General features: G+C 65.2%; 17 protein-coding genes and 2 pseudogenes. 9 read left to right on the top strand and 10 right to left on the bottom strand.

The features are described 5' to 3' along the window. Positions 1-5 precede the first annotated feature (5 nt). The 5 genes from ACSQ9A_RS36905 to ACSQ9A_RS36885 form a co-directional block, all read right to left on the bottom strand. Entirely contained in the window at positions 6-143 is a 138-nt protein-coding gene (locus ACSQ9A_RS36905) for a cbb3-type cytochrome oxidase subunit 3 (protein WP_436307656.1), read from the bottom strand. A gap of 10 nt (positions 144-153) precedes the next feature. Next, positions 154-780 carry a cytochrome-c oxidase, cbb3-type subunit II gene (gene ccoO / locus ACSQ9A_RS36900; RefSeq protein WP_436307655.1) on the bottom strand — a complete coding sequence of 209 codons (627 nt, stop codon included), beginning with the start codon at positions 778-780 and terminating at the stop codon, positions 154-156. A gap of 12 nt (positions 781-792) precedes the next feature. Then, entirely contained in the window at positions 793-2,232 is a 1,440-nt protein-coding gene (ccoN, locus tag ACSQ9A_RS36895) for a cytochrome-c oxidase, cbb3-type subunit I (RefSeq protein WP_436307654.1), read from the bottom strand. A gap of 65 nt (positions 2,233-2,297) precedes the next feature. Beyond that, positions 2,298-2,435, bottom strand: a complete 138-nt coding sequence (ccoS, locus tag ACSQ9A_RS36890; protein WP_093110219.1) for a cbb3-type cytochrome oxidase assembly protein CcoS — start codon at positions 2,433-2,435, stop codon at positions 2,298-2,300. Further along, on the bottom strand, positions 2,435-4,765 hold the full coding sequence (locus ACSQ9A_RS36885) for a heavy metal translocating P-type ATPase (RefSeq protein ID WP_436307653.1): 2,331 nt from the start codon (positions 4,763-4,765) through the stop codon (positions 2,435-2,437). The genes ccoS and ACSQ9A_RS36885 overlap by 1 nt, the downstream gene beginning before the upstream one ends. Before the next feature lie 105 nt (positions 4,766-4,870). On the opposite strand from ACSQ9A_RS36885, the gene ACSQ9A_RS36880 reads away from it, so the two are divergent. The 7 genes and pseudogenes from ACSQ9A_RS36880 (at position 4,871) to ACSQ9A_RS36850 (ending at position 12,718) form a co-directional block, all read left to right on the top strand. Next, positions 4,871-5,314, top strand: a complete 444-nt coding sequence (locus ACSQ9A_RS36880) for a universal stress protein (protein ID WP_436307652.1) — start codon at positions 4,871-4,873, stop codon at positions 5,312-5,314. Positions 5,315-5,330: 16 nt separating this feature from the next. Beyond that, entirely contained in the window at positions 5,331-5,489 is a 159-nt protein-coding gene (locus ACSQ9A_RS36875) for a hypothetical protein (RefSeq protein WP_436307651.1), read from the top strand. 847 nt (positions 5,490-6,336) lie between these two features. Then, positions 6,337-6,423: pseudogene (locus tag ACSQ9A_RS36870) on the top strand (hypothetical protein); the annotation flags it as partial. Positions 6,424-6,643: 220 nt separating this feature from the next. Then, positions 6,644-9,436, top strand: coding sequence for a cation-translocating P-type ATPase (locus ACSQ9A_RS36865; RefSeq protein ID WP_436307650.1), 2,793 nt, complete (start codon positions 6,644-6,646; stop codon positions 9,434-9,436). Positions 9,437-9,715: 279 nt separating this feature from the next. Next, positions 9,716-10,762, top strand: coding sequence for an efflux RND transporter periplasmic adaptor subunit (locus tag ACSQ9A_RS36860; protein WP_436307649.1), 1,047 nt, complete (start codon positions 9,716-9,718; stop codon positions 10,760-10,762). 4 nt (positions 10,763-10,766) lie between these two features. Beyond that, the gene (locus tag ACSQ9A_RS36855) at positions 10,767-12,011 is read left to right on the top strand and encodes an ABC transporter permease (protein WP_093110224.1); all 1,245 of its coding nucleotides are present in this window, start codon (positions 10,767-10,769) and stop codon (positions 12,009-12,011) included. Between the two features lie 44 nt (positions 12,012-12,055). Further along, positions 12,056-12,718 carry an ABC transporter ATP-binding protein gene (locus tag ACSQ9A_RS36850; RefSeq protein ID WP_436307648.1) on the top strand — a complete coding sequence of 221 codons (663 nt, stop codon included), beginning with the start codon at positions 12,056-12,058 and terminating at the stop codon, positions 12,716-12,718. A gap of 53 nt (positions 12,719-12,771) precedes the next feature. Here ACSQ9A_RS36850 and ACSQ9A_RS36845 read toward each other — a convergent pair. Both ACSQ9A_RS36845 and ACSQ9A_RS36840 read right to left on the bottom strand, forming a co-directional pair. Continuing rightward, positions 12,772-12,903, bottom strand: a pseudogene (locus ACSQ9A_RS36845) (hypothetical protein); the annotation flags it as partial. A 512-nt stretch (positions 12,904-13,415) separates the two neighbouring features. Beyond that, positions 13,416-13,865 (bottom strand): universal stress protein, encoded by a 450-nt coding sequence (locus ACSQ9A_RS36840; RefSeq protein ID WP_436307647.1) that lies wholly within the window; start codon positions 13,863-13,865, stop codon positions 13,416-13,418. 91 nt (positions 13,866-13,956) lie between these two features. Here ACSQ9A_RS36840 and ACSQ9A_RS36835 point away from each other — a divergent pair, with 91 nt between their 5' ends. Further along, positions 13,957-15,573 (top strand): DUF2254 family protein, encoded by a 1,617-nt coding sequence (locus ACSQ9A_RS36835; RefSeq protein ID WP_436307646.1) that lies wholly within the window; start codon positions 13,957-13,959, stop codon positions 15,571-15,573. A 466-nt stretch (positions 15,574-16,039) separates the two neighbouring features. Here ACSQ9A_RS36835 and acs read toward each other — a convergent pair whose 3' ends face one another. Then, positions 16,040-18,097 (bottom strand): acetate--CoA ligase, encoded by a 2,058-nt coding sequence (gene acs, locus ACSQ9A_RS36830; RefSeq protein ID WP_436307645.1) that lies wholly within the window; start codon positions 18,095-18,097, stop codon positions 16,040-16,042. Between the two features lie 135 nt (positions 18,098-18,232). On the opposite strand from acs, the gene ACSQ9A_RS36825 reads away from it, so the two are divergent. Beyond that, positions 18,233-18,655 carry an ACT domain-containing protein gene (locus ACSQ9A_RS36825; protein WP_093110230.1) on the top strand — a complete coding sequence of 141 codons (423 nt, stop codon included), beginning with the start codon at positions 18,233-18,235 and terminating at the stop codon, positions 18,653-18,655. 243 nt (positions 18,656-18,898) lie between these two features. On the opposite strand, the gene ACSQ9A_RS36820 is transcribed toward ACSQ9A_RS36825, so the two are convergent. Together ACSQ9A_RS36820 and ACSQ9A_RS36815 are read right to left on the bottom strand one after the other, a co-directional pair. Then, the gene (locus tag ACSQ9A_RS36820; RefSeq protein ID WP_436307644.1) at positions 18,899-19,159 is read right to left on the bottom strand and encodes a hypothetical protein; all 261 of its coding nucleotides are present in this window, start codon (positions 19,157-19,159) and stop codon (positions 18,899-18,901) included. A gap of 354 nt (positions 19,160-19,513) precedes the next feature. Further along, positions 19,514-19,711: a ribbon-helix-helix protein, CopG family gene (locus tag ACSQ9A_RS36815; RefSeq protein ID WP_436307643.1), complete on the bottom strand. Its 198-nt coding sequence runs from the start codon at positions 19,709-19,711 to the stop codon at positions 19,514-19,516. Between the last annotated feature and the right edge of the window lie 693 nt (positions 19,712-20,404).

Raw genomic sequence — 20,404 nt, 5'->3', positions numbered from 1 at the left:
CTCTCTCAGTCCTGTTCGAACGGCAGTTGGGCGGCGCCCTCGAACCGTTTCGCGTTGCGGCGCGAGTAAGCCCATACGAAGATGCCGATGAATGTGGCGAAGGAAGCCAGCGTGGCCACGATCCGCAAGGTGGTGATGTCCATGAGGCGCTCCTTACTTGACCGCGAGCCCGAGCGACTGGAGATAGGCCACCAGCGCATCCATCTCGGTCTTTCCCTTCACCTCGGCCGGCGCCGCGGCGAGCTGCTCATCGGTGAAAGGCACGCCCACGCGGCGCAGGGCACGCATGTGGGTCGCAGCCTCGGCTCCGTCGAGCGGCGCCTTCTCGAGCCAGGCGTAGCCCGGCATGTTCGACTCGGGCACCACATCGCGCGGGTTGATCAGGTGGATGCGATGCCACTCGTCGCTGTACTTGCCGCCGACGCGCTGCAGATCAGGGCCGGTGCGCTTGCTGCCCCACTGGAACGGGTGGTCATAGACGAACTCGCCGGCGACCGAGTAGTGGCCGTAGCGCAGCGTCTCGGCACGGAAGGGCCGGATCATCTGCGAGTGGCAGTTGTAGCAGCCCTCGCGCACGTAGACGTCGCGGCCCAGCACCTGCAGCGAACTCGGCGGCTGCATGCCCGCCACGGCCTGCGTGGTCGATTTCTGGAAGAACAGCGGCACGATCTCGACCAGGCCGCCGATGGCGACGACCAGCAGGATCAGCACGATCATCAGGAAGTTGTTGGTCTCGATCTTCTCGTGCGAGAAGCCGGACTTGGGCGTGTTCGAGCTCATGTTCTTCTTTCCTCAGGCGGCTGCGGCTGCGGGCAGCGGGATGGCTGCGCGCACCGAGCTCCCCGAAATGACGGTCATGACGACGTTCCATGCCATGACCAGCATCCCGCCCAGGTAGAGCAGACCGCCGATCAGGCGCACCACGTAGTAGGGATAGGTGGCCTTCACGCTCTCCACGAAGGTGTAGGTGAGCGTGCCGTCCGGGTTGATGGAGCGCCACATCAGGCCCTGCATGACGCCGGCGATCCACATGGCGGCGATGTAGAGCACGATGCCGATGGTGGACATCCAGAAATGCAGCTCGATCGCCTTGACGCTGTGCATCTCGCTACGGCTGTACATCCTCGGGATCAGGTAGTAAAGCGAGCCCATCGAGATCAGTCCCACCCAGCCGAGCGCGCCGGCATGCACGTGGCCGACGGTCCAGTCGGTGTAGTGGGAGAGCGCGTTCACCGTCTTGATCGACATCATCGGCCCCTCGAAGGTCGCCATGCCGTAGAACGAGAGCGCCACGATCAGGAAACGCAGGATCGGGTCGGTGCGCAGCTTGTGCCAGGCGCCCGAGAGGGTCATGACGCCGTTGATCATTCCGCCCCAACTCGGCGCCAGCAGGATCAGCGAGAACACCATGCCGATCGACTGGGTCCAGTCGGGCAGCGCCGTGTAGTGCAGGTGGTGCGGCCCCGCCCACATGTAGGTGAAGATCAGCGCCCAGAAGTGCACGATCGAGAGCCGGTACGAATACACCGGCCGGCCGGCCTGCTTGGGGATGTAGTAGTACATCATCCCGAGGAAGCCGGCCGTGAGGAAGAAGCCGACCGCATTGTGGCCGTACCACCACTGCACCATCGCGTCCTGCACGCCGGCGTAGGCCGAGTAGCTCTTCATCAAGCCGGCGGGGATCGCCACGCTGTTGACGATGTGCAGCAGGGCGACCGCGATGATGAAGGCGCCGTAGAACCAGTTGGCCACGTAGATGTGCCGGACCTTGCGCGTGCCGATGGTTCCAAAGAACACGACCGCATAGGCCACCCAGACCAGGGCGATCAGGATGTCGATCGGCCATTCGAGCTCCGCATATTCCTTGCCGCTCGTGTAGCCCATCGGCAGGCTGATGGCGGCAGCCACGATCACGGCCTGCCAGCCCCAGAAGACGAAGGACGCGAGCGCCGGCGCGAACAGGCGTACCTGGCAGGTGCGCTGCACCACGTGAAAGCTGGTGGCCATCAGCGCGCAGCCGCCGAAGGCGAAGATCACTGCGTTGGTGTGCAGCGGCCGCAGCCGGCCGTAGCTGAGCCAGGGAATGCCGAGATTGAGCTCGGGCCAGGCCAGCTGCGAGGCGATGATCACGCCGACGAGCATGCCGACCACCCCCCACACGACCGACATCAGGGCGAGTTGCCGCACGACGGTGTCGCTGTAGACCGCTGCGGGAGGATTGGATACTTGCATCTTCTGGCCTTCTCGTGGATTGCGGTCAGTGTCCCGGCGCGGCATGCGAGGCGGTTTGATGCAGATCAATCGTTGCGCAGAATGCGCTCGCCCTCGCCTTCGACGTCGTCGAATTGGCCACGCTCGACGGCCCACCAGAGCCCGCCCAGGATCACCAGCACGAGCACGACCGAGAAGGGGATCAGGAGAAACAGGATGTCCATCAGCGTCCTGCCTCAGCGGGCCTGGCCAGGCGCGCCGCGTTGAGCACCACGAGCAGCGAGCTCGCCGCCATCCCCAGCCCGGCGAGCCAGGCCGGCAGCCAGCCGGCGACGGCCAGCGGCACGCACAGCGCGTTGTAGCCGGCGGCCCACCGGAGGTTCTGCCGCACCACCCGCAGCGTGCGGCGTGCCTGCGCGACCGCTTGCGCGACGACGGCGAGCGAGCCGCCCAGCACGACGAAGTCGGCGCGCGCCTGGGCCAGCGGAACGGCGTTGCCAAAGGCGAAAGAGACATGCGCGTGCGCCAGGATGGGGCCGTCATTGAGGCCATCGCCGACCATCGCGACGCGCCGACCGCCCGCTTGAAGCGCCTGCAGGACGCGCAGCTTCTCCTCGGGCGCACAGTCGCCCCTGGCCTGCTTGATGCCGCAGCGGGCGGCGACTTGGCGCGCGGCTGCGTCGCGGTCGCCCGAGAGAAGCTGCACTGACAGGCCCTGCCCTTGCAGCGCAGCCACCGCGACGCCCGCATCGGGGCGAAGATCCTCGGCCAGTACGAAGCTCGCCAGCCAGCCCTGCGCATCGCTCAGATGCACCTGCACCGCCTCGACCTCCAGCGGGGGCACCCCGCAAAAGGCTGCCGAGCCGAGGCGCACGCAACGCGCGGTGTCGTCCATCGCCGCATTTCGGCGAACACGTGCTTCGAGTCCGAGCCCACCGTATTCCGTCAGTTGAAGGATCTCCCACGCTGGCGCGGTGCGGAACTGGGCACTCCAGGCCGCGACGAGGGCACGGCCTGCGGGATGCAGCGACTGCGCAGCGATCGCCGCGGCGAGTTCCACCGCGTCGCCAGGCCGCATGCCGTGCCGGCAGTAGACGCGGTCGAGTCGGGGCACATCGCGCGTGAGCGTGCCGGTCTTGTCGAAGACCACGGTGTCGACCGAGGCGAGCGCCTCGAGCGCCTGCAGATTGCGCACCACGACGCCGCGGCGGGCCAGGAAGCCGGCACTCGCGAGCATCGCCGCCGGCGTGGCGAGCGACAACGCGCAGGGGCAAGTGACGATCAGCACCGCCACCGCGACCATCAACGCCCTGCCCGAATCGACCGGCCACCAGAACGCCCCGGCAAGGAAGGCTGCGGCCAGAACAGCCACCAGGAAGGGCCGCGCCGCGCGATCCGCGAGCCGAGCGAGCCGCGGCTTCTGCAGCGACGCGCTCTCCATCAGCGCCATGATCTGCGCGAAGCGCGAGTTCTGGCCCAGCGATTCGACCTGGATCTGCACCGCCGACGACAGGTTGTGACTGCCGGCCAAGACGCGCGTGCCGCAGGGACGCGGCACCGGGCGCGATTCGCCAGTCAACAAGGCCTCATCCGCCGTGGTGTCGCCGGCAGTCAGGATGCCGTCTGCTGGAAAAGCCTCGCCCGGCAGCACGCGGACAATATCGCCAGGCGCGAGGCGCCTCACGGCCACGCGAGTGAACATGCCGTCGGCGCCGAGCCGCTCGACGCTGTCGGGCAGCCGGTTCATCAAAGCTTCGAGCGCGCCCGCCGTGCGGTCGCGCAAGCGCGTCTCGAGCCAGCGGCCGGTGAGCAGGAAGAACACGAACATCGTGAGCGAGTCGAAGTACACCTCGCCGCCCAGCGGGCCAGAGGCATCGAAGGTGGCCGCCGTGCTGACGACGAAGGTGATCGCAATGCCGAGTGCGACCGGCAGATCCATGCCGATGCGGCGGTGGCGTAGGTCAAGAAGCGCGCTGCGAAAGAACGGGCCGCACGAGAACAGGATCACCGGCAGGGTGAGCACCCAGGAGGCCCAGCGCAGCAGCTGCGCGGCATCGGGCGTCATGTCGCCGGGCTTGGCGATGTACGCTGGGTAGGCATACATCATCACCTGCATCATGCAGAAGCCCGCGACCAGCCAGCGCCACAGCGCGAGCCGCGCCTCACGCGCACGCCGAGCACGCACGAACATGTCGCCGGCCGGCACGAGCCGGTAGCCGGCGGCCGCGCAGGCCGCGAACCAGCGCGAGGGCGTCACGGCCGCGGCCGACCACACGATACGTGCGCGCCGGGTTGCGGCATTGACTTCGGCCTTCTCGACGCCCGGCACCTGTGCCAGCGTCGCCTCGACCGTGAAGGCGCAGGCTGCGCAATGCATGCCCTCGACCACAACCTGCGATTCCCAGCGCCCCGCCGCAGGCTGGTCGTCGAGCGAACGCCCAAATGCCGGCCACTCGGTCGCATCGTCCAGCAGCGAGCAGTCCGCCTGTGCCGCGAGATCGGCGGACGTGGGGTCGTGGCGGGCGGGCGGGCTGAACGCAGCTGCGGCTTGCATTGTGCAAGGCTATTGGCACGCATGCAGGGCGGCCTTGATCTGCATCAAACCCCCATCACACCCCGTTCCGTACGCTTGCGACATTCACCGCATAGGGGAAAGATCATGTTCAAACGCATCCTGGTCGCCACGGATGGCTCCGCGCTCTCGAAGAAGGCCGTGAAAAGCGCCGTCGCCCTTGCGGCTCAGAACAATGCCGACCTCGTGGCAGTCACGGTAGTGCCTCGCTATCCGAAGACCTATTTCGACGGCGCGATGGTCTTCTCGCACGACGAGGTCGCGCGCATTGAGCGGCAGTGGGCCGAGACCGCGCAGGGCACGTTGGACGAAGCCACTACGCTGGCAGAGGCAGCGGGTGTCAGGAGCAAGACGGCAACCATCAACTCGGACCTCGTGGGGGACGCAGTGATCGCCGCCGCAAAGAAGCACAAGAGCGACTTGATCGTCATGGCATCGCACGGCCGCAAGGGCATCAAGCGGCTGTTGCTCGGGAGCGAGACACAGCACGTGCTGACCCATTCGGCGTTGCCGGTATTGGTGCTTCGTTGAATGAGGAGTTGACCCCATGATCTCGAGGCACACCCGAACGCTGAAGGCGCTGGCCTTCGTTCTTGCAACCCTTGGAGCGACAGCCCTGCTGGTGGCCGCAGGTCTTGCCGAAGAGCCGCAGCCGGCGGCCGCGACGAGCGCTTGCATCATCTGTCTGCCGGTCAATGCCCGTTGAGGGGCGATCCACACGAGCCATCTAGCTGCCGACGAATGGGTGTTGTTGGCCTCTTCAAGCACCGTCAGAAGCCCGATCTATCTCTCGCAGCCGGATCCGCGAGAGGCAAGCCCATGGAAGGGGCGTCGGATCGATCCGAGGCTGACATCTGATCCGCGTATTCAAGCTCATTGACCTGGCGCACCATCCAGCAGGTTCTCGATGAATCCAAAGTGTTGGGATGCCCAGCACTTGAGCTCGTCGATGGAAGGACCATGAAATTCCCCAGAACGCGGCCCCATGGCGCCGCGCGTGAGACAACGAGCGCCCACGGCGCCATTGAATGAGAGTTCCCCCTCAAGGGGCTCGCAGTCGCCCGGGGGTCTTGCCGGCGCTTGAGCCGGGCCGCTTGCGCCGAGTTGATCTTTCTTTCGTTTGAGCCGTGATGGCGTCGTCATCGCGCGATCGTCCGCCGGCGCCAAACGACGAGACCTCGCGCTCACCGTCTCGAAGCGCTTGCAGCAGAGAAGCCGCAGCCAATCTGAATTTCAATGATGGTCGTGTCATGACTTCTCCGTGGACAATGGCTGAGACTAGCGAGCAGCCGGGACATGGCACTTGCGCTCGATCAAGCTTTGCCACGCCGGCCGAAAACGCTGCGTTGATTCAGCGCAAGCCACAGCGCAAGCGCGAAACCTAGGCTACGTGGGTTCTTGTCCGCTCTCACCCGTACCAGCCATCAGGCCGATTGCAAAGGAGATCCTCATTCAAGCCCTCGTGTACAACGGCCCAGGTCGCCAGACGCTGGAAGTCCGCTCCAAGCCGATCATCAGCAGGCCCACCGACGCGATCATCAGGAATCACGAAGATGACCATCTGCGGCACCGACCTGCACATCCTCAAGGGTGACGCGCCGAGCTGCCAACCCGCAACCGTACCGCGCCATGAAGGCGTGGGCATCGGCGACGCCGTGGGTCCGGGTGTTTCCGCGTTCAAGCCTGGAGACAGGGTCCAGACCTCCGGCATGACCATGCTGCTGCAGTTCGTGGTGAGCTTCGGCTTCATCCTGCCGGTGAATGCGCCGCAGAACATGCTGGCGGCGACCGTTCTGCTGGGGATCTTCGCGCTGACGTACTGGTCATGGATGGGATATATGACCCAGGCGGCCTGACGCCATGGCAAAGGCAGCCCGCCTCGACGAGCCGGCCACGAAGGACATCGACGAAGTCGCGCGTGCGCTCGGGGCGGACGTCGACAAAGGGCTCACTTCGCAGGAGGCGTCACGCCGACTTTCGGAAAGCGGTCCGAACGAACTTCGCGCCAGCCCGCAGACGCCGACCTGGCGCCGCATCCTGTCGCAGTTCCAGGATCCGCTGATCTACCTGCTGCTGGCCGCCATCGCCATCGCGCTCATTGCCTGGGCGATCGAAGGTCGGGATGGCTGGCCCGTGGATGCGATCGTCATCGCGACGATCGTCCTGCTCAACGCCGTGTTGGGCTACCTGCAGCAGGCCAAGGCGGCGAACGCCGTGGCCGCGCTGGCCCGGATGACCGCCGCGACTTCGGCCGTCGTGCGCGACGGGCAGTCGCTGCGCGTTCCCAGCGCCGAACTGGTGTGCGGGGACCTGCTCGTCCTCGGCGAGGGTGACGCCGTTGGGGCGGACGCGCGCCTGATTCAGGCCACATCGCTGCGCGTGCAGGAAGCCTCTCTCACCGGCGAGAGCGAAGCGGTGCTCAAGGACGCCGCCACGCTTCAGGATTGCGCTGCACTCGGCGACCGCCTCGACATGGTTTTCAAGGGAACGGCCGTCGCGCAGGGAACCGGCCGCGCCGTCGTCACGGCGACCGGGATGGACACCGAGATGGGCGCGATCGCCGAAATGCTCGAGGCCACCGCCCAGGAGCCGACGCCGCTCGAGAAGGAAGTCGGGCGCATCGGGCGCATGCTGGGCATCGCAGTCGTCATCATCGCCGTCTTGGTGGTGGGGACCATCCTGCTGATCTCCGACATCCGCAGCGCCGCAGATGTCATCACCGTCCTGCTGCTCGGCGTCTCGCTGGCGGTGGCGGCCGTGCCCGAAGGGCTGCCGGCGATCCTGTCGGTGGTGCTCGCCCTGGGAGTGCAGCGGATGGCAAAGCACAACGCGATTGTCAAGAACCTGTCGTCCGTGGAGACGCTCGGGTCGGCGTCGGTCATCTGCTCGGACAAGACAGGAACGTTGACCCGGGCGGAGATGACCGTTGAGCGGGTGATCACTGCCTCGGGCAGTTCCCGCGTCACCGGGGTGGGGTACGCGCCGCAGGGACGGGTCGAGCACGAAGGCGTCGAACTTGAGCCCGGGGCGCTGCGCGAGGAGCACATCGTGGTGCTCAGCGGCGGCAGCCTGGCCGGCAATGCCGACCTGCGCCAAGGACCGGATGGCCAATGGGAGATCCAGGGCGATCCCACGGAGGCGGCCTTTCTGGTAGCCGAGCGCAAGCTGGGCGTCAGCGGGCGGCGCGAGCGGCGTTTCGAGCGCATCGGGGAAATCCCGTTCACGTCCGAGCGCAAGATGATGTCGACGATCGAGCGCGACCACGAGCACGGCGACGAAGTCGTGCTGATCACCAAGGGAGCCCCGGACGTCCTGCTCGATCGGTGCACCCGGGCGCGGGTGGGAATGGACGCGGTGGTTCTCGATGACACCCTTCGGGCGCGGATCCTGGCCGACGTCGAAACGCTGTCCGACGCGGCGCTGCGCACGCTGGCCGTGGCCTACCGCCCGCTCGGGCCCGAAGAAGACCCGCTGATCACGGACGCGCTCGAACGCGATCTCGTGTTCGTCGGCACCGTGGGCATCATCGACCCGCCGCGCGAGGAAGCGGCCGTGGCCATCCACGAGGCCCGGCGCGCCGGCATCCGGGTGATCATGATCACCGGTGACCATCCCCGCACGGCTGTGCGCATCGCCACGGATCTCGGGATTGTGGAATCCGGCGCGAGCGCGCTGACCGGCATCGAGATCGATGGGCTGGACGATGCGGCCTTCGCCGAGGCAGTGCGCAAGACCTCGGTCTACGCCCGGGTGGCGCCCGCGCACAAGCTGCGCATCGTCGATGCGCTGCAAGCCGACGGCAACGTCGTCGCGATGACGGGTGACGGCGTCAACGACGCCCCGGCGCTGAAGTCGGCGGACATCGGTATTGCAATGGGCGTGACCGGGACCGAGGTCACGAAGGAAGCCGCCAAGATGATCCTGGTCGACGACAACTTCGCCACGATCGTCGAGGCCGTGCGCGAAGGGCGCGCCATCTTCGACGGTATTCGCAAGTTCCTGCGCTACCTGCTGTCCTCGAACATGGGCGAAGTACTGACCGTCTTCCTGGGTGTCGTGGGAGCCGGCGTGATCGGGCTCACGGGTTCCGGCGAGGCGGTGGTGCTGCCGCTGCTGGCGACGCAAATTCTCTGGATCAATCTGATCACCGACTCGGGGCCCGCACTGGCGATGGGTGTCGACCCGCCCACCGACGATGTCATGGCCCGAAGGCCGAGGCGGCTCACCGAACGGGTGATCGACGCGCGAATGTGGGCAGGGGTGATCCAGATCGGCGCCGTGATGGCCGCGATGACGCTGCTGACAATCGACATCCACCTGCCCGGCGGGCTGATCGAGGGCACGCACGACCTCGCCACTGCGCGCACCGCGGGCTTCACGGTGCTCGTCTTCGCCCAGCTGTTCAACTGCTTCAATGCGCGCTCCGAAACCACGAGTGCCTTCTCGCATCTGTTCGTCAATCCTTGGCTCTGGGGGGCGATTGCGCTTTCGGTTCTGCTGCAGGTGGCGGTTGTCAATCTCGACTTCCTCAACCTCGCCTTTGGCACGGTGCCGCTGGCTGTCGATCAATGGCTGGTGTGCGCTGCGATGGCCAGCGTGGTGCTGTGGTTCAGCGAGCTTCGCAAGCTGGTGAAACGCGCACAGGGCCGATGAGAACCGGATCGCCACTCGCTCGTACAAGACGGCTTGGGACAGGGTCGCGGAAGTGGCGATCAATCTGTACTCTGCCGAGACATTTCTCTTCGACATGAGGCTGCGGCCGCATGACGCGTCCGGCCGGGTTTGCAGTGCGGCTTCAACCGGTCGATGCGACTGCTGCTAACTTCGGCAGTCGGGCCAGACCGGACATCGCAAATGCCAAAGACCCCTAGCCCATGAATTCACCGGCGTGCGATAGTGAACCCCCTTGCACTCATGCGAACCGGAATGCGCTTGCAACGGAAGACGGCAATCGCCATCGCCCTCGCCGCGCTGACGACTGGGGCGGTCACCATCGTCTGGTGGCAGTGGCCCGCGCGCGTGGAAACCGCGCTGCCCACGCGCGGTCCGGCGATCGAGGCGGTGTACGCCACGGGCACGGTCGAACCCACGGTGATGGTGCCGGTGGCGCCGCGCGCCGGCGGACGGCTGGTGGCGATCGAGGCCGAGGAAGGCGCGCCGGTAAAGCGCGGCCAGGTGCTCGCGCGCATCGAGTCGATCGACCTCGATCAGACCGTGCTGGAGATGCGCGCGCGCGAACAGTTGGCGCGCGCCCAGTTCGAGCGCACCCGCAACCTGGTGGAGAAGCGCTTCGTCGCGCCGGCCGAGCTCGACCGCACGCGCAGCGAGCTACAGGTCGCGCAGGCTGCTGCGAAGCGGGCCCAAGCCCAACGCGACTACAACCAACTCGTGGCCCCGGCCGACGGCATGGTGCTGCGCCGCGATGGCGAAGCCGGTCAGTTCGTGCCTGCCGGCCAGGCGGTGTTCACGCTGGCCTGCTGCGCGCCGCTGCGTGTGACGGCTGAGGTCGACGAAGAGGACATCGCCCGTGTCGCGGTCGGCCAGAAGGTCACGATGCGCAGCGATGCCTTGCCCAAGCGCCTGTTCGACGGCGAGGTGGCCGAGATCACGCCCAAGGGCGATCCGGTGTCGCGCAGCTACCGGGTGCGCGTCCGCCTCGCCGACGCGCCCGCCGTCGATGCCGGCCCGCTGCGCAGCGGCATGACGATGGACGCCAACCTGATCGTGTCGCGCCGCGAAGGGGCGCTACTGATACCGAACCGCGCGCTGAAGGGCGACGCCGTGTGGGTGATGGCGCAGGGTCGAGTGAAGCGGCGCACGGTGAACAAGGGCGTGGTCGGCGGCGAGCGCACCGAGATCGTCACCGGACTCGCGGATGGCGAAGAAGTGGTGCTGTCGCCGCCCGACGCGTTGCGCGACGGGCAGCGCGCGCGCAGCGCGCCCGCCTCGGCTGCCTCGGCACCATCGACCCAACGGTGACGCCATGGCGATCGCACTCGACGTCGCGCTGGCTCACCTGACTAGTCGCAAGCGGCAGACCCTGGTCTCGCTCACCGGCGTCGTGCTCGGCGTGGCCTTCTTCCTCGCTGTGTCGGGGCTGATGCGCGGCTCGGAGGCAGACTTTCTCAAGCGTCTGGTCGACAACAGCCCGCACATCACCGTCTACGACGAGATGCGCCACGGCCGCGCGCAGCCGGCCGCGATGCGCTGGCCCGATGGCGCAGTCAGCGTGCACAACGTGCGGCCGCCGCGTGAGACGCGCGGCATACGCGGCTGGTCGCAGCGGCTGGCCGTCATCGAGGCTTTGCCGGGTGTGCGCGCCGCGCCGGTGCTCGCCGACGCAGCCGTGCTCACCTTCGCTGGGCGCCAGCAGGGCGTCACCTTGTCCGGCGTGGTGCCAGAGAAGATGAAGCATGTGACGACCATCGAAGAGAAGATGCTCGAGGGCTCGCTCGAAGCGCTTGCTGCCGACCCCAACGGGGTTGTCGTCGGCCGCGGCCTGGTCGACAAGTTCAGCCTGCGCCTGGGAAGTACGCTGATCGTGCTGGCCGCCGACGGCACCAGCCGATCCTTGCGCGTGGTCGGCATCTTTCGCACCGGCAACGCCACGTACGACGAGGCCCAGGCCTTTGTGCTGCTCAAGCGCGCGCAGTCGTTGCTGGGGCGCGAGAACCGCGTCAACCGCTTTGTCATCCAAGTCGCCGACCCGTATGCGGCGCAGAGCGTGGCGCAGACCATCGAGGCCGCCACGGGCTACAAGTCGGTGTCGTGGATCGAGGCCTCGGAAGACCTGCTGAGCCTGCTTCTGGTGCGCAACATCATCATGTACAGCGTGGTCTCGGCGATCCTGGTGGTGGCCGCGTTCGGCATCTACAACACGATCTCGACCATCGTGATGGAAAAGACGCGCGACATCGCGATCATGAAGTCGATGGGCTTCCACGCGCGCGACCTGCGCCGCATTTTCCTACTCGAAGGGCTGATCGTCGGACTCATCGGCAGCGCCTTAGGCGAACTGCTCGGCCTGTCTCTGATGCGGCTGCTGGAGCAGATCGAGATCCGTCCGCCCGGCGTGACCGAGGTCGTGCACCTGCCGATGTTCTGGGGCGCCGAACAGTACGCGCTGGCGGCGGCGTTTGCGATGCTTTCGTGCCTGGCGGCCTCGTATCTTCCGGCGCGGCGTGCCGGACGCGTAAATCCGGTGGACATCCTGCGGGGTGCGGCATGAGTGGCGGTGAATCGGCGTCTGGCCCGGCGATTCGCGTCGAACACGTGACCCGCACGCTCCAAGGCGAGGTGCCGGTTACGCTGGTGAGCGACGTGAGCCTGCAGATCGAGCGCGGCGAGTTTGTCTGCGTGATGGGGCCTTCGGGCTCGGGCAAGTCCTCCCTGCTATACCTGCTGGGGCTGCTCGACGTGCCCACGCGTGGACGCGTCTGGATCGACGGCGAAGATACGAGCAGCTTCGACGACGACCGGCTCACGGATTTTCGGCTGTTGCGGCTGGGCTATGTGTTCCAGTTCCATTTCTTGCTAGCCGAGTTCAGCACGCTCGACAACGTGTCGCTGCCCATGCGAAAGCTGGGCCGCGTGTCCGACGAAGCGGCCCGGGCGCGCGCCGCCGAGCTATTGGATCGATTCGGCCTAGCGGGCCAGCACCACAAGCGGCCGAGCCAGTTGTCGGGTGGCCAGCGCCAGCGCGTCGCGATCGCCCGTGCGCTGGCGAACGACCCGCTCGTGATCCTCGCCGACGAGCCGACCGGCAACCTCGATTCGGTCGCCAGCACCAACGTGCGCGACATCCTGCGCAACCTGACCCACGAGTTCGATAAGACCGTGGTTGCCGTCACGCACGACGCCAACTTTGCCTCTGTGGCAGACCGGCGCATCGGCATCGTCGATGGCCGCATCGACATGGCATGGCGGCCGGATTGACGCCAGCCGCTTGGCCGCTGTTCCACGGTTCGCGCGCACATGTTGAGTTTGCTTCCATGGCGCGCCTTGTCCCTGCGCGCGAGGCTCGACACCGTGCGCACGACGAACCGGACGCCATCGCTGTCGAGGAGGATGGTCTGAGTCTCGATCGGCTTCAGTGCACCGTCTGCCAGGGCGCGCCGCATTGCGTTTTGGACGATGACGCTTCCTAGATGAGCAATCGGCCTCGCCCTCGTTGTGGCTGCGGATCACGGTCTCGATCGAAGGGTTGAGCGCGCCGTCTGGATCGCTGGCCCCACACCGCGATGAATGGCAACTCTGCCCCATAAACGCAGCTGCGAAGCGGGTGTACGAGGCGTAGAGACCAAGAGCCAAAGACCATGCCGCGATCACTCACCAGCGTTCTTGGGCCTTGGCGGCGTTGGGGGCCGTCCGTGGTGACACGACGCTGGTCGCGTTGGCCCAGCAGCACGACGTGCCTCCCAACCAGATCACGGACAGGAAGGCGCAATTGCTCGAGCGGCCGCCATACGGGGCATGCCGCTGGTGTGAGTGAGCGAATCGCGGCTGCCATGGGGGTCGCGCTTGCACGCCGGCACGTTTCCCAAGAAACAGGCCGATAGCGACGATGGTGCAAGAATAAGGTGTGCAGCAGTCCGTGGCCGGCACGCAAAGCCCGCGTGGCAGGCAGCCCTGACTAGCGCAGTACCAGAACGGGCGTGTGCGAGTGGGTCAGGACGTGCAGCGTCTCGCTACCCATCAGCAGCCGCGTGAGGCCCCGGCGCCCGTGCGAAGCCATCACGATCAAGTCGCACTCGTGGGTTTTGGCGACGTCGACGATGGACTCGGCCACCAGGTTCGACTTCATGACCACGGCCTCCGCACTGCGAACCCCCTTGGCGTGCGCGGCGCTTTTGACGGCGTCGACCAACTTCTGGGCGGCAGCGACCGAACGATGACGCGACTCTTCGATCTCCCGGTCGTTCAACAACACGGTCGAGCCGTCAAAGTAGCTGTGCGGTTCGAGGTGAGCCACAGTGACTGCAAACAGCTCGGCCCCGGTCAGCAAGCTCAGGTCGATCGCCTTGGCGACGGCCTGTTCGGACAGCGCGGAACCATCGGTAGCGACAAGAATGCGTTTGAACATGGCGATTCTCCAAGAATAGCGAAGATTACTCCCGATTGACCCAGATCTTGCGTGCCGGCGGGCGCCGGGCAAATCCCCTCCGCAGTGGAGTGTGAAGATTGAGTTCGACGCGGACGCGAAGCGGACAAGTACGTCGTGTCGCTCCAGAATGCTGGGATGCTGGCCGAAAGCCCTTATCGCTTGTGACCCTTCCACCATGGACCATGTCAAATTCGCCCTGAGGCTGCTGGTCGCCCTGTTTTTCATCACGCTGATCTTCTTCTGGCTGGAAGCCGCATGGGATTTGTCGCACGCGATTGACCCAGCCACCGGGGAGGCCGTGCGGCTGTCGCAACTTCGAGCGACGCCGGCGATGGTGCGCGCACTCTCTTCGTCCTTCGCCGGCGCCTACAACACACTGATCGCCCTGCTGTTGACCTTCATCTCCCTGGCCATCCCGATCACAGCCAATCTCTACACGCCAAAGCTGATCGAAATCTTCATCCGCGACCGTATCAACCTGTTCGTGCTCTGCACCTGCGCGATTCTCGCCGCCCACAACCTGTTCGCCTTCAGCCTTTCGTTCGACCAATGGACCGGACAACTGCCGTTCGCGATTGCGGTTGCCGGTGCGATCTTCGGCTGGCTCTTGCTACTGCCGTACTACTTCTATGTCGTCAGCTTCATTGACCCGCTGACGATCATCAAGCGGGTGCGCAACAGCCTGATGCACGAACTCGACGACGCTGCCGCCGGCAAGTATTCGGTGGCTGTGTCCCAGCATCGCGTCAACCAGAAGATCGCCAACCTCGGCAGCGTGCTGCTGCGCGCGGCGGATCGAGCTGATCGCGACGTGACGTTCGACGCAATCCAGACACACATGCTGGAACTGGCTCGCCTGCGCGATGTGAAGACGCGGCTGCCCGAGAAGTTCTTCCAGGTCAGCAACGACCTGCTCGTCGGCCTGTCCGGCGACGCCACCGACATGCTCAGCGAGGCCCGCATCTGGATGGAGCACCGCATTGCCATTCAGTTGGTCCTGGCCTTCAAGAGCGTGCTGGGGAAGATGCCGGACGGCGTGAGCGCCATGGCCCAGGCGGTCAAGAACGCCGCGCACGAAGAGGCGTGCCGGCGCAACGATGCTGTCTTCGACCTGCTCGTGCGCATGCTGAATTGTTTCACGCGCGAGGCGATCAAGAAGAAAGAGAACGCCTCCGTCTTCAATGTCGTCTACTCGTACAAGGCCCTGATCCGTCGCCTCCTCAGCGACCGTCCCGAGCAGGTTCCTCGACTGGTACGCTACCTGCGCTTTTACGCCGAGTACGCGCGCATGCAGGGGCTGCCTTTCATCTATGAACTGGTCAGTTACGAGTTGAGCGAACTGACCGAGCGCGCCTACGAGCGCAAGGCTGCGCCAGCGCGGGAGCTGCTCGATGCCGTGCTCGCCTTCGACGGCGCCGCGCAGAGCGTAGGCTTGGTCAAGTCGCGTGCAATTCTCGCGGCCTATTTCCTCGAGTGCGGGTTGACGCAGGAGTTGGAGCTCGTGGAGGCCTCGTTGCGGGGCGTGACGCCGGCTGTCATCGAGAAAGCGAAGCACGGCATCCTTTCCGTGCAGGACCGAGTGTTCTGGGAACTGAATGACCGCGGCCTCAACTTCGACTTCGTCGAACCGCAGCGCCGGACGCGGGTGACCGAAGTCTTCGAACGGCTGAAGGCCAACACAAGCTGACTGCCGGGACCGCGTCATCGAACAAACGATGCGCGCCCGCCATTCGACCAAGAGCCGATGATCGGCAACGCCGCCTACGCCCAGGCTGACGCGCTGCAGCAAGCCCTTGACGTCGCGCGGGGTGTGGCATTCCATGCGGTGGCCGACGTTGGCGAGGTACTCCCCGTATTTCACCTTCTTGCTGGTGGCCGGTGCCTTCACGCTCTTGACGACCGGGCCGTAACTGGTCGGCAGACGGATGTTGTATTTCGACTTGGGTACTTCATTCCTGACGCGGGCTGCACCCTCAGGTAGGCGATGATGGCGGCAAGTTTGGCGAACGACCGAATTTCAGGCCGACAGAACCGCGTTCAGATTGCAGGCGCAGTTTGGCCCCGAAGCGCAGTCGCCCGAGATTGAAGTGGCCCTTTCGGATGAGACGCAACAGCTCAATGCCTGGTCGCGGGCGACAGAGCGGTTCTAGGTTCTATTTGGCCAGCTCCCTGATCCGGTCGACGACCTCTGGATTGGCGAGGGTGGACACGTCGCCTGGATCCTGACGGTTCGAAATCGCTGCGAGCACGCGCCGCATGATCTTTCCCGAGCGCGTCTTGGGCATGTCGGGAACGACGATCACCCGGCGCGGACGCGCAATGGCGCCGATTTCGGACACCACCGATGCCGAGACACGGTCGGCAATCTCCGCGGAAGGTGCCAGCCCCAGCTTCAACGCGACATACAGGTCGGGCACCTTGCCCTTGACCGGGTCGGCCACCGGAACCACGGCCGCCTCGACGACCTCTGGCACGAGCAGCGCAGCCGATTCGATTTCCTTGGTGCCCAGGCGGTGGCCGGCAACGTTGATCACGTCGTCGATGCGGCCGAGGATGCGGTAGTACCCGTCGGCCGCTTGCACCGCGCCGTCGCCCGCCAGGTAGGGCCAGTCGCGCCAGTCCTTGCTCTTTGGGTCCTTGCAGTAGCGCGAGTAGTACTGGCGCACATAACGCTCGGGATCCTTCCAGATCGTCTGGAAGCCGCCCGGCCAGGGATTGCGGATGCAGATGTTGCCGGCCTTGCCCGAACCGCTGGCGAGCTCCTTGCCCTGATCGTCGTAGATCACCGGATGAATGCCGGGAATCGCGGGCCCGGCGCTGCCGGGTTTCATCTGGTGGATGCCCGGCACCGTGCTGCAGAGGAAGCCGCCGGTTTCGGTCTGCCACCAGGTGTCCACGATGACGGCTTCGCCCTTGCCGACCATGCGGTGGTACCACTTCCACACCTCTGGCTCGATCGGCTCGCCAACGGTCGTCATGTGCTTGAATTGGTGGCTGTATTTCGCTGGCTCGTCGGGTCCGTCGCGCCGCAGCGCGCGGATTGCCGTGGGCGAGGTATGGAAGATATTGACATCGAGTTGTTCAGCGATGCGCCATGGCCGGCCGGCATCCGGATGGGTCGGAACGCCTTCATACACGACCGTTGAAGCAGCGAGCGCCAACGGGCCGTAGACGATGTAGGAATGGCCCGTGATCCAGCCGATGTCGGCCATGCACCAATACACGTCCTCGGGGTGGATGTCCTGGATGTATTTGGATGTCCAGGTGACGTAGGCGAGGTAGCCGCCGATCGAATGTTGGCAACCTTTCGGCCGCCCGGTGGTGCCGCTCGTGTACATCAGGAACAGCGGCGCCTCGGCCGGCATCGGCACGGGCTCGACACGATGGCCGCGGAACTTACCGAGCAGGTCGTTGACGATGACGTCGCGCCCCTCGACCAGCTGCTTGGCGCTCGAGGTTTTGCCCGGGTAGCGCTGCCAGACCAGGACCTTGTCGACCTGCTGGCCGAGGCTGGCGGCCTCCTTCACCGCGATGTCAGCCTTTTCCTTGTGATCGAGCAGATGGCCGGCACGGTAGTACGCGTCCATCGTGATCAGCACGCGGCTCTCGGAATCCCAGATGCGGTCGGCACAAGCCTTGCCGCTGAAGCCGCTGAACACCTGCGAGTGGATCACGCCGAGCCGCGCGCAGGCGAGCATGGTGATCGGTAGTTCCGCCACCATCGGCATATGCAAGGTCACGCGGTCGCCTGCCTTGAGTCCGCAGAAGTCGCGCAACAGCGCCGCGAACTCGTTGACGCGGACGAACAGCTCTTGATAGGTCAGGTGCTGTACCGGCTCGTTCTCCGGTTCGGGCACGAAATGGATCGCGGTCTTGTTCTTGTGTTTGACGAGGTGGCGATCGACGCAGTTGTGGCAGGCGTTGATCCTGCCGCCGACGAACCAGCGCCAGAACGGCGGGTTGCTGGCGTCGAACGTCGTCTGCCAGTGCTGGTACCAGTCGAGAAGGTCCGCGAACTCCTTAAAGCACTCGGGGAATTTGTCAAGGGCAAAGCGCTGGAAGATGCCGGTGTCGGTCAAGTTGGCCTGCGCGATGAATCCGCCGGGCGGCGCGACGTAGTCCTCTTCCGGCCAATGCACCGCGATCTGTGCCTCGGAGACATCGACAGTCTGCTGCTCCGCGGCATGGCGAGGCGACCTGTGTTCAGTCATGACGATCACTCCTTTTTTCGGGCAGATCGAATTCCAAACAGAAACAACTACACCACTCTACCCATGCTTGTCAACCCGGAGGTTTTGGCCTAGCCTCTGGTTGGACGCGTCACCAGCAGAAAAGGAGGATCAATCATGGATCTTCTCGTGGAACGTACGGATGTATGGGCAGCGGACATCCAGGACCGGCCCGGCGGCCTTGCCGAGGTGCTGGATACGCTGCGCGAAGCGGGGGCAGACCTGCAATTCATCGTTGCGAGGCGTAGGCCGGACAAGCCCGCGACGGGGGTCGTCTATGTCACGCCGCTGCAGAACGACCGTGAAATCCGTGCGGCGGCACAGGTAGGCTTCAACGTGACGCAAAGCCTTCACTCGGTTCGAGTCATGGGCCCGGATCGCCCGGGCATCGCTGCGGAGTTGACGCAAAAGCTTGCCGCCGGGGAAATCAATCTTCGCGGCTTCTCGGCCTCCGTGATCGGCAAACAGTTCGTGGCCTATATCGCGGTCGACTCCCTGGGCGACGCCAACAAGGCGATGGAAATCCTGTCGAAGGTCTGAGATCGCGACGAGGGGATCTGGCGCACGAAATGCGGTGGTTGCGTGCGGGCACGGCTGTACAGCTGCCGCGCGTTTGCTCCCGCTGGTTCGGCATTGAGCCGGTTGAGGTCAAGCTGTAAGTCGAGCCTGCGACGCGAAACGCGTGCCGGAAAAAGGCAGGCTCGGGGTGTTTACAGAAATGAGGCGGGACAGAGCGGGTGGATAGCGATTCGGTACTGTCGGATTACGCATCAAACTGATGCTTCACCAGAACTTCCACCATGGCCGCGGTTCGGGGCTGCTCGGTTGCTCGGGCGTCGCGAGAGGCGAGACCTGGCTGTCCCGCACGCGGCGACGAAGTTCGGCCTCGAAAGCATGCGCGAGGCCAAAGGCGAGCTCATCCCCGCGTGCGGCCCGACTGCGCCATTCCCGGGCCAACTCGGCCAATTGATCGTCGTCGAGTTCATGCGGCGGCACGCGGTCATTCACGTCTGCTCGTTTCTCTATTTCGTTGGGAGAAGACATTCAGTGCCTGATGAGGCGGCTACGCAAAATACCGCCCGCCGCGTTGTCATGGCCGCCGCTGGGCTTGACACTTTCAATCGTCGAGTTGCGCACAAGGCCGAGGATCGCCATGTGGCTCGGCGACTCTCGTGCTGACCGGGGGCCGCCGCGAGCGGCCCTCGAAGTTTCGCAGTCCCCGTCACCGACAGCACGTATCGACCAGAGCCATTGGGACCAGATCGCGCTTCGCAGACCGTCCCCGAGAAAAATGCATGCGCCCAGCATCCGAACTGGGCAAAGATTTTCGGGCCGCCGACACCAACCACTGTACCGTCCGACAGTTTTCTCAAATGCTCTCGCTCGCGTCAGCGTCGATCAGGGCTTCGCAGCCATTTCCTCGTCTTGCTCCATTCCGCTTGGGACGAAGGTGACGCCGTGGTGCGCCAAGTAGTCGCGAATCAGACGTCGAACGACCTGCGAAGGCGTGACATCCTGGCGGGCGCAAAGTGCCTCGAAGGCCTTTTTCTTCGAGGGATCGATCAGCACCGTCAGGCGCGCTGTCTTGAGTTCCATGAGCTATCCCTATGTCAGTTTCATGATAATAACAGTATCATCCAGCGCAATCGAATTGCAAGCCAGGCCAAGGCGTTTCTGATGCCCGCTTTGGCCGAGATGCCGGAGCTGTTCATTGCATTGTCTCGTTGATTCCTGCGCACCGCACGCGGCTTGGCCGTCCGGTTCGCTGAAGCGCGCAACCGGACGAGTTCGAGACGGCTTCGCGGCGCCCAAGGCTCTGGAACACCAATGACGGCCCTCAGCGCCGCCGTATTCGTCTTGGTGCTGGGCGCCGCAGCCTGTTGCTGCCCGTGCGCAGCGCCACGCATGCTGGCATCGGGATATTGTCGCAAGTGGTCGCAACGGCCTTGATCTGTGCAACGGTGACACCTATTCTGGCCGGTGGAGCACCCGTGGTCGGCGAACTGGCCTGGGCCTAGCCGGCGGGCGCGCTGCGGGTACGGTTGGACGCACTCGGCGCCTTCTTCCTGGCCTGGTCACTCCCGATGACCTTGCTGGGCAGCGTCTATGCGGTCGGCTACCTGGGGCCGCACTTCACATCGAAGCGGCATCTGGGGGTGCACTACGCACTGCTGAACCTGATGGCCTTGTCGTTCGTGCTCGTCTACACCGCGGATCATGCACTGATCTTCCTGCGTGGCTGGGAGACCGCAGCTCCGGCCGCATGGCTTCTCGTCCGCCTCATCCGCT

Source organism: Variovorax sp. LjRoot290, from assembly GCF_964253985.1.
GTDB lineage: Bacteria > Pseudomonadota > Gammaproteobacteria > Burkholderiales > Burkholderiaceae_C > Variovorax.
The sequence above is the reverse complement of the archived record's forward strand: the minus strand, read 5'-3'. Positions and strand labels throughout refer to the sequence as shown.

Excerpts from the sequence above, each read along its gene's own strand:
- ACSQ9A_RS36905 (WP_436307656.1), bottom strand. The coding sequence starts at position 143 with ATGGACATCACCACCTTGCGGATCGTGGCCACGCTGGCTTCCTTCGCC.
- ccoO (WP_436307655.1), bottom strand. The coding sequence starts at position 780 with ATGAGCTCGAACACGCCCAAGTCCGGCTTCTCGCACGAGAAGATCGAG.
- ccoN (WP_436307654.1), bottom strand. The coding sequence starts at position 2,232 with ATGCAAGTATCCAATCCTCCCGCAGCGGTCTACAGCGACACCGTCGTG.
- ccoS (WP_093110219.1), bottom strand. The coding sequence starts at position 2,435 with ATGGACATCCTGTTTCTCCTGATCCCCTTCTCGGTCGTGCTCGTGCTG.
- ACSQ9A_RS36885 (WP_436307653.1), bottom strand. The coding sequence starts at position 4,765 with ATGCAAGCCGCAGCTGCGTTCAGCCCGCCCGCCCGCCACGACCCCACG.
- ACSQ9A_RS36880 (WP_436307652.1), top strand. The coding sequence starts at position 4,871 with ATGTTCAAACGCATCCTGGTCGCCACGGATGGCTCCGCGCTCTCGAAG.
- ACSQ9A_RS36875 (WP_436307651.1), top strand. The coding sequence starts at position 5,331 with ATGATCTCGAGGCACACCCGAACGCTGAAGGCGCTGGCCTTCGTTCTT.
- ACSQ9A_RS36865 (WP_436307650.1), top strand. The coding sequence starts at position 6,644 with ATGGCAAAGGCAGCCCGCCTCGACGAGCCGGCCACGAAGGACATCGAC.
- ACSQ9A_RS36855 (WP_093110224.1), top strand. The coding sequence starts at position 10,767 with ATGGCGATCGCACTCGACGTCGCGCTGGCTCACCTGACTAGTCGCAAG.
- ACSQ9A_RS36840 (WP_436307647.1), bottom strand. The coding sequence starts at position 13,865 with ATGTTCAAACGCATTCTTGTCGCTACCGATGGTTCCGCGCTGTCCGAA.
- acs (WP_436307645.1), bottom strand. The coding sequence starts at position 18,097 with ATGACTGAACACAGGTCGCCTCGCCATGCCGCGGAGCAGCAGACTGTC.
- ACSQ9A_RS36825 (WP_093110230.1), top strand. The coding sequence starts at position 18,233 with ATGGATCTTCTCGTGGAACGTACGGATGTATGGGCAGCGGACATCCAG.
- ACSQ9A_RS36820 (WP_436307644.1), bottom strand. The coding sequence starts at position 19,159 with ATGTCTTCTCCCAACGAAATAGAGAAACGAGCAGACGTGAATGACCGC.
- ACSQ9A_RS36815 (WP_436307643.1), bottom strand. The coding sequence starts at position 19,711 with ATGGAACTCAAGACAGCGCGCCTGACGGTGCTGATCGATCCCTCGAAG.